The following is a 14,000-nucleotide window of genomic DNA, read 5'->3' as shown; positions in this document are numbered from 1 at the left end:
AAAAAGCGTATCGGCGGTGTCGGCCGTGCGTCAGACGCGGGCGGCGCGGTGTGTGGCGGCGGAAACGTGTTGAGGGTTTTTGACCCGTCGGTGCGAGGGCACGGATATGAAAGTGTTGCTGGGCATCGGCGGCAGCGACGGATCGTTCGAGGCGCTCGCCGACACGGTCACGCGGGCCGAGGAAGCCGGCGACGCGGTGACGGTCGCCATCGTCGACCGCGAGGACATCGCCCGCACGCCCGAGGAGATCGAGACCGAAGTCCGCGAGCGGCTGGCCGAGACCGGAATGGATCCCGAGATCCGCCACCTCTCGGGCCACCCCGGCAGTCGGCTGGTCGAACTCGCAGAGCAAGAACAGTTCGACCGGCTGGTCGTCGCCGGGGGCGAGCGCAGCCCGCTCGGGAAGATCAACTTCGACGAGACGCTCGAGTTCGTCCTGTTGAACGCCGAAACGACGGTGACCCTCGTCAGATGACCCGGGAATACCCCGACGAACCCGCCGGCGAGTTCCCGAGTCCGCCCGACACCGTCACCGACGGCGACGGGCGCGAGATCCGGTACCGCTCCGGCAGCGACGACGACACCGAAGCGCTCGTCGAGATGTACCTCGACTTCGAGGCCGAAGATCGCGCCCAGGGGATCCCCCCGGTCCGTGAAGACCCGATCCGCGACTGGCTCGACGTGTTGCTCTCCGACGACTGCCTGAACGTCGTGGCACTGCACGACGGCGACCCGGTCGGGCACGCGACGCTCGTCCCCGACGAGGACGGGAGCTACGAACTGGCGATCTTCGTCGTCCGGCCCTACCAGGGCGCGGGTATCGGCACCGAACTGCTCGAACACCTGCTCGGGTACGCACAGGACGAGGGCGTCGAGCGCGTCTGGCTCACCGTCGAACGCTGGAACGACCCCGCAATCGCGGTCTACAAGAAGGTCGGCTTCGACATGATCAGCACCGAGAGCTTCGAGCTGGAGATGGCCATCAGATTAGAATAGGTCCACGTCGTCCGGATCGGGTTCCTCTTCGGACTCGTCGAGCCACGGCGGCGTCCCGTTGGGATCGGTCGCGGCCTCCGTCGTGGACGCGTCGTCGAGGCCGGGATCGATCGGATCGCCGGTCTCGGCCTCGATCTCCTCGGGCTCGGGTTCGGGCGGTTCCAGCGTGGACTCGTCAGGTTCCTGTCCTTTCCCGTCCGTGATCGGTTCCGCCTCGGCGGGCTGTGAACCGGTCAGCGGGACGCTGGGATCGACGGTAATCTCGCCGTCGACGATGATTCCCTCCTCGACGGTCCCCCAGTGGCGCTGGACGTACTCGTGGAAGTTCCCGTGTTCCCGTGGCGTGTAGTTGTAGACGAGATCCTCGAACGGCGAGGCTTCCACGTACGTCGGGAACCACCCCTCGTAGTCCTCGAAGTAGGTCAGCGCCTCCGAGTACCCCCGCCCGGCCTTCCCGGGCGTGGCCTCCTCCCGGATCCAGTCGATCTGCTGGCGGTTGAGTCCGAATTCGGCGAGCGTCTCCGGGGAGACTCGCGGGGTTCGGAAGAAGTTGATCGTCGAACACTGATCGATGATCGTCCGGCGTTCGTTCTCCTGGCCCACGTCCCGGTCTGCGGACTGCTGGATGAACTCCCGTGGCGACTGGCTGATGAACCACAGCGCGGCGTCGTAGCGGGCCCACTCCCGGGCGGCCTTCTGGAGCCAGCGGGTCATCTCCTCGGAGTGGAAGAGGACGTGGGCCTCGTCGATCATGAACACGAGCTTGCCCCGGGTGCGCTTGGCCTTCTGTGCGACCTGCCCGAGCATGAGCTGGAGCATGATCGACTTCTCGGCGTCGCTGGCGTCTCGGAGTTGCTGGAGGTCCAGGTAGGCCATGCCCACGTCGGGGTTCATGATCCCCGCGCCGGTTTCGAGGTGGTGGTACTTTCCGCCCTCCTTGAACCCCGAGAGCTTGTCCAGCAGGTCGCTGACCCGCTCGACTTTCTGCTCGATCTCGGCGGCGTGTTCCGTGTGGGTATAGGACTCGGGGTTCTCCAGCATATCCCCGAGCGTGTCGATGAAGTCCTCGATGGTCGGACTCTCGCGGGCGTGGCTGTCGAGGTCGTCCTGGTAGATGCCCGCGCGGTTGTAGGTGCCTTCGAGTCCCTCCTCGATGGTGGCGACGTAGTTGCCGGGGTCGATCCCCTGTGAGCGGAGGATGCCGGCGAAAAACTGCGTGGCCTCCTCGATTTTCATGCGGTAGGGGTCGACGCGGCCACCCGCGGACTCCCGGACGTGATCGGGCAAGGGCTGGATGTCCAGCGGGTTGATCGTCTGGGTGCCGTCGACGACGATGTGCTCGCCGCCCAGCAGTTTCGTGATGCCGTCGAACCCGCTCTGGGTGTCACAGAGGATCAGCGTGTGGTCCTCACTCTGGAGGTACCACCGGGCCGCGGCCTTCGTCGAGGCGTAGGTCTTCCCGCTCCGGGACTTCCCGATGGTCAGGACGTGCGGGGCGCTCTCGCGCTCGAAGGGGTCGGCCTTGAGCATCGCGCCGTTCTGTTTGTTGCGCCCCCAGTCCATCCCGGTCGGTTCGCGCACGTCGGTCCCGCAGAACGGGAAGGTCGCGCCGATGGCCCCGCCGGGGACCGAGGTGGTCTTGTCGATCTTCGAGGCCTCGGTGAAGGCGTCACGCCCGGTCGGCGCACCGGACTGGAACGCTTCGAGTTGCCGGCTGGTCGGGACGACGGTGAAACAGTCCGCGGGCGAGGATTCGAGCGTGTCGCGGATCATCTCGCCGTCGTCGTCGAGGACCGAGCGCTTGGCGAAGGCCACGTCGTCGAACTCCTCGATGGCCGACTCGGCGCGCCTGAGCGCGGCCTCGGTGTCGGCCCGGACGGTGACGTAGCCGGCAAAGTCCCAGGGCTGGGTCCGGGTCGTCCGCAGGAGTTCCCGGTACGTCACGTAGGCGTCCACGTCACGGTCGATGTCCGCCGCCGACACGTCGGAGCTCTCGCGGCGCTCGTGGCCCTCGGACTCGATGTCGGCGATGACCTGTTCGAGTTCCGCGACCTTCATCCGCTTGTCGCTGGCCCCGACGTGGAAACACACGTCCACGTCGACGCCCCGCAGGGTGAACAGGTCTCGGAGGAACAGTGACTGGGGCTCGACGGGCCACTCGGCGATCCAGAAGGTCCGGCAAAACTCGTCGCCCACCTCGACGTAGTCCCCGTGCACGTCGAGTTCGTCGGGCGCGAACAGTTCGTCCATGCGAGCCTGCTGGGCTTCCGAGAGTTCCTCCTCCTCGATGGCCCGGATCAGGTTCTCGCTGGGCACGGCGTCCTGCCCGGTCCAGTACTCGCTCAAGAGTTCGATGTGTTCCCGCACCCCGATCCGGGCCGCGTTCAGGCCCGTGATGCCGTCGATGGCCCCCTCGACCGTCGAGAGCCGGTCGAGCAGGGTGGCGTACTGGCGCTTGTCCGCCTCGGCCGGGTCGACACTCGTTAGCGGGTTGAGCATCTCCCAGACGCTCACGTCGCCCGGAGACTGCACGTCACCGGGCGTGACCTCGACGACGACGTAGTAGCGCCAGTCGTTGGCGGCCCACTGGGGGCGGTCGGTCTCGCGGTACCAGTCGGCCACGTCCTCCAGCAGTTCCCGCTTGTACATCGCGGTCTGGAAGTCCTCGTCGAGTGTGTTGGCGCTTCCAGCACGTTGTTCGTACTGCCCGACGATCTCCTCGGCGTCGTACTCGCCGGTCGTCGCGAACAGCTTGAAATCGAAGTCCTTGATCTGTTCGTCGATGACGCCCGACAGCTGTGCCGCGAGGCCGTCGAGTTCACGATCCGAACCCAGCGCGGCGTTGGTCGGATCGACACGGACGACCCCGACGTAGCGGCCATCGTCCATCTTGGCGGTCCCCTCGGGCTGGAACCCGCGAACGCCGGGGATCGACCGGCCGACGACGTCCTCGTGGTCCCAGGGGAGCGTCCGCGAGCGCCACAGCGAGTTGAGCCATCCCTCGACGCGCCCGCGCGGCGAGGAGTACCAGTCGGTCGTGATCTTGGCCGCCGTCGCGACGAAGGTGAGGACGCCAGCGGCGATCAGCGCCGGGAAAAAGAGCCACGACTCCGACAGCAGCGCGAACAGCGCGACCAGCGCCCCGACCCCGGCCGGCAGGTACAGGAGGAGATCGGCGGTCGTCAGCGGGCCGATGATCTCGATCGAGGTGTCGATGTACGGCGGGATCAACTGACTCGGATCCCGCGTACTCCGTTGTTCGCGTCTCTCGTCGTTCGGTCGTGGAAGATCGTTCGACATCGGTGCTTACCTCCTGTCCTCCGTATCGCCGCCGTCCGCTCGCCGGTCGGGACGGCCCTCAGAGCCCCGCGGAAGTCCGCGCCCGCCGTCGGCACGGCCCGATTCCAGCTGACCGGCCCGTCGGTTCGGCAGCCCCTTCGAGCCGCGGTTGGCCGGGCCGACCCGTTCGACGCCGCCGTCCGGACTGCGGCGGAGCGACTGGTTGAATTTCCGGCGGACGTTCCCCAGTCGCTCCTGGTAGCGTCTGTCCTCCCGACCTTTCTCCCGGAGTTCGTGCAGGCCGAAGATCAGCAGCGTCCGCGGAATCATCTTCGCCAGCACGGTGTAGGGCAGGAGGACGAACGCGACGGCGATCCCGACCGTCGCCGCGAGTTCGCCGGTCGTCCCCGTCAGATCCAGTCCGACGAGGAACCGGAAGATCACGGCCTGCATAATCTTCATGATCAGCAGAGCACCCATGAACGTCAGCCCGATCTTCCCGGCCGAGCGGGCCATCGTCGAGCGGTAGGCGTTCAGCACCCACATCGCGGGCCACAGCGCGGCACAGACGAACGTCAGGACGAACTGGATGTAGAGCACGCCGAACGACGTCATCAGGAGCGTGCCCTTGGTCCCACTGAGGAACGGTCCGAGAACCGCCAGATTGCTGTTTTTCGAGGTTTCCAGCACGTCCATGTACCCGGGCGCGCCACCCGGACCGTCACCGCCCAGTGGCGCCGGGGCGATCAGTTGCGTCACCGCGTCCGCCGAGTGATAGAGGAACGCGACGACGACCCAGCCCGCGACGATCAGGAGGAACCCGCGGACGAACCGCTGGAGCGTCCCGCGGTCGGGGGATCGGTTCCCCTTCCCCATCGCGAGCATCAGCGCGGGGAGCAGTCCGGCGAACCCGAGGAACCCGATCACCCAGAAGTACTTGTAGGTCTGGGTCCACTCCTCGGCGTGATCCCCAGTCCACGTGTCGGGCTGGACCCAGGTCGCCGGCTGGTCCATCGCGCCAGGTGCCGGGACGCGGAAGATGATTCCTTTCTCCTGAAAGTCCTGGGCCACCGCCGACGCGTCGTCACCGAGCCCGTCGAGCAGGCTGAGGATCGCCCCCTCGATGGCGTCCTGTGCGATCGATCTGAAGGGACCCGAATCCGGCCCCGAATCGCCACCTGAATCCGATCCGGAACCCCCGCCCGATCCCGAATCCGAGTTCGAGCCGAAAATCGCCCCGAGAACGGCGTCCCGGACGTCCTCCTCGGTCAGGTCACCGTCCCCGCTGTCGCCGTTCGTCCCGTTCTGTGTCCCGTCCGTGCCGTCCTGGGTGCTGTTCGTGCCGTTCTGGGTGCTGTCGTCGGTCTGCAGGGTGAGATCACTGCCGACGGTTTGCGGTGTGGCGGTCCTGTCCGCCGAAGCCGAATCGGACAGCGCGCCGGTCGCGGCCGACGCAGGCCCCGCAAGCATCGTACAGAGTACCAGCGCGAGCAAGATGTGGCGTTTCATGGATGCGACGCTCCTGAAACCGCGGTCGGTGATGTGACTGTTCGACTGTCCGGGGACGACCCCCCGAGTGCGTGACACCGGCTCGCCGGGAACCGTCGCAGGTCCCCGGTCGGGGCGGAGAGCACTCCTCGACCGTCCTCAGAGCGGCAGGCTTGCCGCGGTCGTGAGGATCGCGCCGGCATCGAGCGAGCCGAGGAGGCACCCCCCGAGATCGAACCCGAGCACGGTTCCGAGGACGCCGACGAACAGCGGTGGGACGAACGCGCCCGCCGCCGTCTTCCCAGCACCTGCGAGCGCCTGCTTGCCCTCGAACTGCTGTTGTGCCCGTGACGACCCGAGCTTGTTGAACGCGACCGTTCCCTGGATCACTGCCTTGACCAGGAGGAACAACGAGATCGCGGCGACCGCGAACGCGATCAACGTGTCGATCGGAACCCCACTCTCACAGACGACCTCCCGGACCTGTGACTGTGCCTGTGCGGCCACCGGCATGGCGAGCGTCGCGGCTGCGACCCGGAGCATCACCACGCCCGCGAGCGCCGACGCGGCGATCACGAGAAGCGCCAGCAGACGACTCGCTCGGGGCGAGAGCGCGAACAGCTGGCGGTCGAACTTCAGCCAGAGGGCCGCGACCGGCTCGCCGAGCCGAGCCCGCACGCTGTCGGCGACCATCTCAGGCACCCCCCAGAGCGCCCGTGTGTGCTTTCCACTCAGTACTGACTACGGCCTGTGCTACGTGTTGCGTTGCTTGCTTCCCCATATGCTAAACCCCCCTTAGCATATCCGGATCGATATCCGGTATATATTATATTCTTACTGAGGAGTATGATAAACGTTGTGGTGGTTCCCCGAACCCAATTATAAGCCACCTCTATGGCGCTCACGAAACCGCCCGCCCCCTGTCGGTTCGGTCCACCCGCCGATCCGAGGTGGGAACTCGATATACAGGTGTAGAAACGGAGCCAAGACGGTTGTTTTTCCTACAGGTCGAGTGATCGGACCGTACTACGACAGATAGTCACACGGAGAGGACGGGCTGGCTGGCATACTGGAGGACGTACTCGGCGGCTTTGCCGAGGACTTCGTCGGGGTCGCCGGAGACGGGTTCGCGCGGGACCACGAGGAAGTCGGCGTCGACGGCGTCGGCGGTGTCGAGGATGACGCTTCCCGGGTGGTGGGTGAGCTGGGTCGTGACGAACCCCAGCGCCATCGAGTGGCCCATCGAGATGTCGTTGTCGGCCGCGAGCTGGTCGACGGTCTCCATGAACTCCTCGGTGTCTGTGGCCACGGTATCGCCGTCGAGGTTCCCGGACTCCAGACTGCGGACGACCGATTCTTCGAGAACGTACAGTGCGTGGACGTCCGCGCCGTACCGCTCGGCCACGGCGACGGCGTACTCGGCGGCTTCCAGTGACTCCTCGCTCCCGTCAAGCGGGGCGAGGACCTGGTCGAACTCGACGGCTGCCATGGGCATCCGTCCGCCCGGCAGGGGCAAAAAGGCACCGAGCGAACGAGTCGGACACGCCGGGTCTTTTATGCCGGCGCGAGCGGTAGCGCCCGGTAATGTTCGACACCGTGGTGATCGCGACGGACGGCTCCGAGAGCGTCGAGCGGGCCGTCACCGTGGCGCTGGACCTGGCGGCGAAGTTCGACGCCGAGGTCCACGCGCTGTACGTGATCGACGGCAGCGACGTGGAGGGCTCGCCCGAACAGGTGCGGGCGGAACTGCGTGACGCCCTCGAAGACGCGGGCGAGGAGGCACTCGAAACCATCGTCGACCACGCCGACCGCGAGGTCAACACCGCCGTCCGGGAGGGGAAACCGGTCTCCGAGATCTGCCGGTACGTCGAGGACTTCGACGCGGACGTGATCGCGATGGGGACCCGCGGCCGCCACGGTGAACACTCCTTCTTGCTCGGCAGCGTCGCCGAGGGCGTCGTCCGCCGGTGCCCCACCCCGGTTTTGACCGTCCGCCAGCTCGACGCCGACGAGGAGCCCACGGCCGAGACCCCAGCCTGAGGGGCGACCGTGCCCTTCTTGACGCCCGCCACGCTGGGGGTGGTATGGACGACTGGCTCATCGACGACGACCGGCTCTCTCTCACCCGGAAATCACTGCTCCCCGGCGAGGGATTCTTCCACCCGGACTCGGTCGCCGAGGCCGAACAGGAACGCGAGGCACGGGAAGCGCTCGCCGACGCCCCCGCCGTAGTCGTCGCCGACCCCGACGCGGACGGACTGGCCTGCGTGGCCCTGCTCCGGGAACTGGTCGCCGAGGCCGCACTGATCCCGGCCGGCCCGCGGGACATCGCGACCGCACTGGAGTACGTCGCCGAGTACGCCGAACCCGGGATTCCGGTGTTCGTCTGTGACCTCTGTCCCGACAGCGAGTCGGATCTGGATCACCTCGAACTCGTCGCCGACCGCGCCAGCGAGGTCCACTGGTTCGACCACCACCAGTGGGACGACGACCTGGGCGCGCGCGTGGACGAACTCGTCACCCGCCGGGTCGTCGGCGAGTCCGACGAGGAGTGTTCGGCCGACGTAGTCGCCCGCTCGCTCGACGCCGACGTGCCCGAGTACCTCGCCGAACTCGCCGTCGTCACCCGCGACCACGACCTCTGGCTCCGCGAGGACCCCCGAAGCGACGACCTCGCGGACTACGCCTACTGGGCCGACCCCGAGGAGTACATCGAGACCGTCCGCGAACACGGCGCTGACCTCCCCGAAGACGTCGAGGACTTTCTCGCCGAACAGCGCGTCGAGAAGGAGGCCCTGATCGAGCGGGCCGTCGACCGCGCGGAGATCCACGAGATCGGCGACTGGACTGTCGGCGTCACTTACGGCCGCTGTTCCCAGAACGAGGTCGCCGAGGCCCTCCGCCAGGAGGGGACCGACGCCGCCGTCATCGTCAAACCCGCCGGGAGCGCCAGCATCCGCGGCACCGACGACTTCGAGCGCGCCCACGAGGTCGCCGCGAAAGTCAACGGCGGCGGCCACCCCAAGGCCGCGGGCTGTAAGCCCGACATCTACGACGATATGCTGGACTACGCCAACCACTGGACCACACGGGGAGCGGTCGCCCGGCAGGTCATCGTCGAGGCCTTCCACGACGTGAAACGGGAGGCGGCGGAAGACGAGGAAGGCGTCGAGACCGAGCAGTAGTCGATAGTTGCGGGCCGGTTACCGAACTGTATCGGCCTCCACTCACGCGATTTCGGTCCCGAAACCGACTGTACCCGCTGGTCGACAGAGTAGGCATGGCTTTCCCCTCGATGACCCGTGTCGCATCGAAGCACCCGAAGCTATTCTTGACACTGATCGCGGTCGTCGGCGTCTGTAGTGCAGCGAGACTCGCGGCTCAGGAGACAGTTCCCGACAGCGGTGCCACCCTGACGGGGCTGGTGGTCGCGATGTTCGTAGTCGCCGGGTCTACGTCGGCCTGGCCCACGAGGAACCTGACGAGTAATCAGTCCTCGGCGACCCACTTCTCGGAGTAGGTCGTGTCGCAGTCACACCGCGCGTAGGCGTGGATCACGTCGCCCTCGGCGTAGAGGCCGCCCACGTCCTCGTTCTGTTCCTCGGCGAAGGCGAAGACGAAACGGGCGAAGTGGTCGCCATCCTGCTCGCTGTCGGGACAGACACCGCCGGTACAACCGCGGTCGATCTCGCTCTCCGATCCCATCGCCGACTGGGCCAGCGTCATCGGATCGACGCCGACCGCACGCTGGAAAGCCGAGCGACCCTCCTCGCCCGGAAGCACCAGCACCACACCGCCATCGACGCTCTCGCCGACCTTCGCGAGGCGATCCATCCCCTCGACGGCACGCTCGTCGAAGTACAGCAGTACGTCGTCGGGGCGCTCGCCCGCGAGGAACTGCTCGCGTTTCTCGTCCATGCCCGCCCTCGCGCGCGTGGACACTAAAGCAACGCGAAGGGAGGCAGGTAATTTCACGATGTTGTTCAATCGCCCGCTTCGTACTCACGAGCGAATCGGCCGGGAAAGACCGGATTGTGTGATGAATGGAACCCCATAGAACCCTTCACGAGGACGTTCCGTGTCCCGCAGTCCCGTGAGTCAGCTGTTGGAACAACCAGCAGGGCAGGTAATAGTCAGGGAACGGGATCTCGGTTCTCTGCGTCCAGCCGCTGTGTCGTGTTCTCGCTTACCCTGTACCGGTACGACTGTGTGAACCAGTCAGCATGGGCAGGCGTCACCGTCCCATTCGCTCGGGATTCCGCGTATCCTGTACACGTGACGACGGCCTCGTACCCCCACTGTCGTTGTTCGACACTATCGACACGACAGTCGACGACCACATCAGTATGCTTGCCCATCCACAGTGAATTATAGACGTAGCGATACTCGTGGCGTTTCACGTACTCTCGGGCAGCCGTTTCGGAGACTGGTGAAGGACGCTCCGGGCGCTCTTTCGGTCCATCGGGAAAGTCTATGCTCCCCGCTGGAAGCGGCGTACCGGCCCCTGAAGACTGCTCACCGAGACAGCCCGAAACCGCAACCACACCGGCTCCGAGCGTCGAAAGGAGTGTGCGTCGTTCCATACCGTTGTCATTATAGTACATAGATAAGTGCTTTCTCTGTACTGAACGTGCCAGCATCCGTGCGCCTTCGGCGCGCGGTTCATCGCGAGCGCGGCGACGCCGCGTCTTCTCGCGGGCTTCGCCCGCTCGAATGGTCCGCGGAACTTCGTTCCGCGCTACTCGCGCCTTTTTCCCCACGTTTTTGCGCAGGAGCGGTCGCCTCCGGCGACCCGACGAAGTAAAAATTTAGATGGTCAGGAACGAACTCACCATCGACTTCGTGAAGATGGCGATGACAGCGCCGAGCCAGGTGAGGATCACGAAGTGCATATAGGCGTTGAGTTTGTGGCCGCCGTCGGTCTCGCGGATCATCAGGGAGGACAGCAGGGCGTTGAACACGATGACGACGATGAGCAGGAACTCGATCAGCGGGATGTTGTAGACGCTGGTGTTGATCAGGGAGTTGACGTTGAACTCCGCGGAGGTCGTCAGGTCCAGGCTCATACCCGCGAGGATGTTGACGACCTGCAGGCCGATGAAGAAGGCGAAGGTCGCGGCCGCCGAGATCCCGTACAGCAGGCCGATCAGGGTCGTCGCGGCCTGGGAGCGGCGCTGGCGCAACTGGAGGACGACGTTCATGTTCTCGGAGATCAGCTCACCGAGCTGTTTGGGTGAGCCACCCATCTCCCGGCCGATCAGATACATCTCGGAGAACTTCTGGATCAGGTAGGAGCGACAGTCGGCGGTGAAATAGCGCCAGGCCGAGGTGGGTTCGATCCGCATATTCAGCCGCTTGTAGAGGTCGTCGATGTTGTCGGTGATCGCTCCGAAGTCCTTCTTCCGGAGCGTCGAGAGGACCATCGAGGTGGTCGACTGCTTGGCCCCTTCGGCGGCACCGAGCGCGCGGATGAACGAGGGGAACTCGTCGTCACGCGCGGCGATCTGTTTCTCGACGCGGCGGACGTAGAGGCCGGGGATCAAAAGCGGCGTGATCGGGACGGCCACGTAGAGTGGTAGCGGGACGGACGACAGCGGGAGGAGCATTTCGAGGGTGATCGGACTGATACCGAACATCCCACCCAGCGAGACGATGGCCAGCACGAACGTCAACGAGACGCCGGTGGCGAAGACGGCGATCAGTTTCGTGTCGAGGTCGGTCGTGATCTCCTCGGGCTGGTACCACAGCGGGTCGTGGGGAGCCATCGTGCGAATCACGAGGTAAAACCCGGTCTGGACGAAGACGAATAGCAGAATGACGGCGCTGACGGTCATCGTCGGGTTCGTCCCGGTCAGGATGGGGAGGACGACCGAGAAGACCAGCGCGAACGTCATCGAGAGGATCATCGACATATACAGGTCCTTCATGACCTCCAGGTTCTCCAGGGAGCCGGTGTAGACGGTCTCGTAGTTCTGCATCACCTGCTCTTGCTCCGAGAGGAGGAAGTCTTCGAGGGGCTGCCCGGCACCCAGCGTGTAGGCGAGCCGGTCGAAAAAGTCCGCGAGCGCGTCGCTGGGGACCTGTCGGGCGCGGCGGCGGAGCGCGTCGTCGAGGCTCTGGTTCCAGGTGTCGACCAGCTGGACGACCCGGCGCATCTCCTGGGCCAGCGCCCCGTACTCCTCTTCCTCGGCCAGCGCCCGGAACACTTCCATGCGGTCGATCCGGGTGGTCGACAGCACGGTCATGTGCGTGATCACCAGGTGGAGCCGGTTGTTCAGCGCCTTCTTCTCCTGTGAGAGGAGGATCTTCGGGTAAAAGAGGGCGGCACCGAACAGCAACAGTCCCAGCAGGGGGACCGGCACCCGGACGAACATCGGCGCGTCGATCAAGAGTGCGCCGATGGCGCTCAGGAGCATGAAGCCGGTCGCCGGCAGCAGGATGACCAGCATATACCGCCGCATCGGGACGTGCATCTGCTGGTACGATTCCAGCAGGTCGTCGACGACACTGGCGAGCGAGAGTCTGAGTTCTTCGACGGTGCTGGTCGATTCCTTCGAGGCCATGGTCAGGTCTCGCGATGGATGTCGAAGGGGAGACCCTCGATCCCGTCACGCTGGAAGTCGGCGATCAGTTCGTTGACCTCGTGGTACCCCAGCACGCCCTCCTGGATGGCGCGCTCGATGATCTTCGCCCGGAAGTCCAGGTCGTCGTAGATCTTCCGGGTGTCCTCGTACCCCAGCAGGGTCGCGATCTGCTCTTCGAGGACGTAGGAGTTGTTCATCCCCTGGAAGACGATCTCGTCCTCGACGGGGTCCCAGTAGAACGCCTGCCGGGTGACGACCCCGTCCATCTCCTTGGAGTAGCCCTCGATCTCCTGGACGGAGGTCACCCGACGGAGCACGTCGTCGCCCTGCTTGACGCGGTTCTGGAACAGCGCCACGTCGGCCACGTCCATGAACGTCTCCGGGACGTTGATCGGGTCGCTGGTGAACCGCTGGATCATCGAGACGATGTCGCTCGCGTGGAAGGTCAGCATGACGGGGTGGCCGGTCTGGGCCGCCTGGAACGCCATCCGACCCTCCGCCCCACGAACCTCGCCGAGGATGATGTAGTCGGGACGGGAACGCAGTGCGGCCGCCACCAGATCGAACATATCGACTCCGGTACCTTCCTCCTCGCCCTCCCTGGTGAGCAGCTGCTGCCAGGTGTCGTGGGGCGGGATGACCTCGGCGGTGTCCTCCGCGGTGTAGATCTTCGCGTCCCGGGGGATGAAGGCGAAGGCCGCGTTCAGCGTCGTCGTCTTCCCCGAGGCCGTCTCCCCGACGACGAACACCGTCTGTTCGTTCTCCAGACAGAGCCAGAGGTACGCGGCCAGTCGCGGGCTCAGAGTGCCCCACTTGGTGATCTGGAACATCGACAGGGGCGTCTCGTCGCCCTGGCGGATGGTGAGGCTGGGGCCCTTGAGGCTCACGTCGTCGGAGTAGATGAGGTTCAGACGCGACCCGTCCGGGAGCGTGGAGTCGACGATAGGGTCGCTGTCGGAGACGGGGTCGCCGATCCGTTCGCCCATGTTCCGGAGCCACTGGTCGAACTCCTCGGGTTCGCCGAAGTCGACCGTGGTTTCGAGCATACTGTAGACCGCGTGGTCGACGTAGGTCTCGTGGGGGCCGATGACGTGAATGTCCTCGTTGGCCGGGTCGCGCATGATCGGTTCCAGCGGACCCAGGCCGACGATGTCGCGGTTGAGGATGTAGCGGATGTCCTCGTAGGTCTCCCGGGACACCTCGACTTTCCCCATGTCGACGACCGAGGAGAGTTTGCTCATCACGCCGCCGTCTTCCTCGTCTTTGATCCGGGTCGTTTCCTGGAGCAGTTCCTCGATCCGGTCGTCGTACTCGGCCTCGTCGGTCGGGGCCGGCTTGGTGACGGACTTCTGGAGGAGTTTGTCACGGACGTTCTGGTAGACGACCGATTCGGTCTCGTCCAGTTCCGGTTCGATGGCGTAGTACTTGGTGTCTTGCCCAACGTCGCCGTAGATGTGGACGAAGATGGGGCCACCGACCGGGTAGAGGACGTTCGGCCGGTCGGTCTCGTACTCGTCGCTGGCCTCGTCGATGAACATCGGGAACTCGCCCGTGATCTGTTTGAACTTCTTCAGGTGGTCCTGCAGGTGCCGCCGCCTGGCGGCGTACTGCCTGAGTTCGTCCGAGGGTTGGGCGGTTCCGTGTTCAGTCATG

At 65.5% G+C, this 14,000-nt stretch carries 12 protein-coding genes; 4 read left to right on the top strand and 8 right to left on the bottom strand.

All coding sequences use genetic code 11. The features are described 5' to 3' along the window. The first annotated feature begins 106 nt into the window (after positions 1–106). Entirely contained in the window at positions 107–475 is a 369-nt protein-coding gene (locus tag BMX17_RS12930; RefSeq protein WP_092660696.1) for a universal stress protein, read from the top strand. Beyond that, complete coding sequence (locus tag BMX17_RS12925; protein WP_092660694.1) at positions 472–996, top strand: GNAT family N-acetyltransferase; 525 nt, start codon at positions 472–474, stop codon at positions 994–996. The genes BMX17_RS12930 and BMX17_RS12925 overlap by 4 nt, the downstream gene beginning before the upstream one ends. Here BMX17_RS12925 and BMX17_RS12920 read toward each other — a convergent pair. The 4 genes from BMX17_RS12920 to BMX17_RS12905 form a co-directional block, all read right to left on the bottom strand. Continuing rightward, on the bottom strand, positions 988–4,296 hold the full coding sequence (locus BMX17_RS12920) for a VirB4 family type IV secretion system protein (RefSeq protein WP_092660692.1): 3,309 nt from the start codon (positions 4,294–4,296) through the stop codon (positions 988–990). The genes BMX17_RS12925 and BMX17_RS12920 overlap by 9 nt on opposite strands. Positions 4,297–4,302: 6 nt before the next feature. Next, positions 4,303–5,784, bottom strand: a complete 1,482-nt coding sequence (locus BMX17_RS12915) for a TrbL/VirB6 family protein (protein ID WP_092660690.1) — start codon at positions 5,782–5,784, stop codon at positions 4,303–4,305. Positions 5,785–5,922: 138 nt separating this feature from the next. Then, entirely contained in the window at positions 5,923–6,456 is a 534-nt protein-coding gene (locus tag BMX17_RS12910; RefSeq protein ID WP_092660688.1) for a hypothetical protein, read from the bottom strand. A gap of 346 nt (positions 6,457–6,802) precedes the next feature. After that, positions 6,803–7,252, bottom strand: coding sequence for a universal stress protein (locus BMX17_RS12905; RefSeq protein WP_092660686.1), 450 nt, complete (start codon positions 7,250–7,252; stop codon positions 6,803–6,805). Positions 7,253–7,347: 95 nt separating this feature from the next. Here BMX17_RS12905 and BMX17_RS12900 point away from each other — a divergent pair, with 95 nt between their 5' ends. Both BMX17_RS12900 and BMX17_RS12895 read left to right on the top strand, forming a co-directional pair. Next, positions 7,348–7,803 carry a universal stress protein gene (locus BMX17_RS12900; RefSeq protein ID WP_092660684.1) on the top strand — a complete coding sequence of 152 codons (456 nt, stop codon included), beginning with the start codon at positions 7,348–7,350 and terminating at the stop codon, positions 7,801–7,803. Positions 7,804–7,847: 44 nt separating this feature from the next. After that, positions 7,848–8,948: a DHH family phosphoesterase gene (locus tag BMX17_RS12895; protein WP_092660682.1), complete on the top strand. Its 1,101-nt coding sequence runs from the start codon at positions 7,848–7,850 to the stop codon at positions 8,946–8,948. A gap of 304 nt (positions 8,949–9,252) precedes the next feature. On the opposite strand, the gene BMX17_RS12890 is transcribed toward BMX17_RS12895, so the two are convergent. From BMX17_RS12890 to BMX17_RS12880, 4 genes are all read right to left on the bottom strand, one after another. Then, positions 9,253–9,681, bottom strand: coding sequence for a DUF5807 family protein (locus BMX17_RS12890; RefSeq protein ID WP_092660680.1), 429 nt, complete (start codon positions 9,679–9,681; stop codon positions 9,253–9,255). Positions 9,682–9,896: 215 nt separating this feature from the next. Beyond that, positions 9,897–10,346, bottom strand: coding sequence for a hypothetical protein (locus BMX17_RS25175; protein ID WP_139203509.1), 450 nt, complete (start codon positions 10,344–10,346; stop codon positions 9,897–9,899). Positions 10,347–10,571: 225 nt separating this feature from the next. After that, positions 10,572–12,326: an archaellar assembly protein FlaJ gene (flaJ, locus tag BMX17_RS12885; RefSeq protein WP_092660678.1), complete on the bottom strand. Its 1,755-nt coding sequence runs from the start codon at positions 12,324–12,326 to the stop codon at positions 10,572–10,574. Between the two features lie 2 nt (positions 12,327–12,328). Continuing rightward, complete coding sequence (locus BMX17_RS12880) at positions 12,329–13,999, bottom strand: type II/IV secretion system ATPase subunit (protein WP_092660676.1); 1,671 nt, start codon at positions 13,997–13,999, stop codon at positions 12,329–12,331. Between the last annotated feature and the right edge of the window lies 1 nt (position 14,000).

Origin of the sequence: Halorientalis persicus (assembly GCF_900110215.1) — an archaeon.
In the GTDB taxonomy this organism is placed as follows: Archaea; Halobacteriota; Halobacteria; order Halobacteriales; family Haloarculaceae; genus Halorientalis; species Halorientalis persica.
Note: the sequence above shows the minus strand (reverse complement) of the source record. Positions and strands in the feature narration are given on the sequence as shown.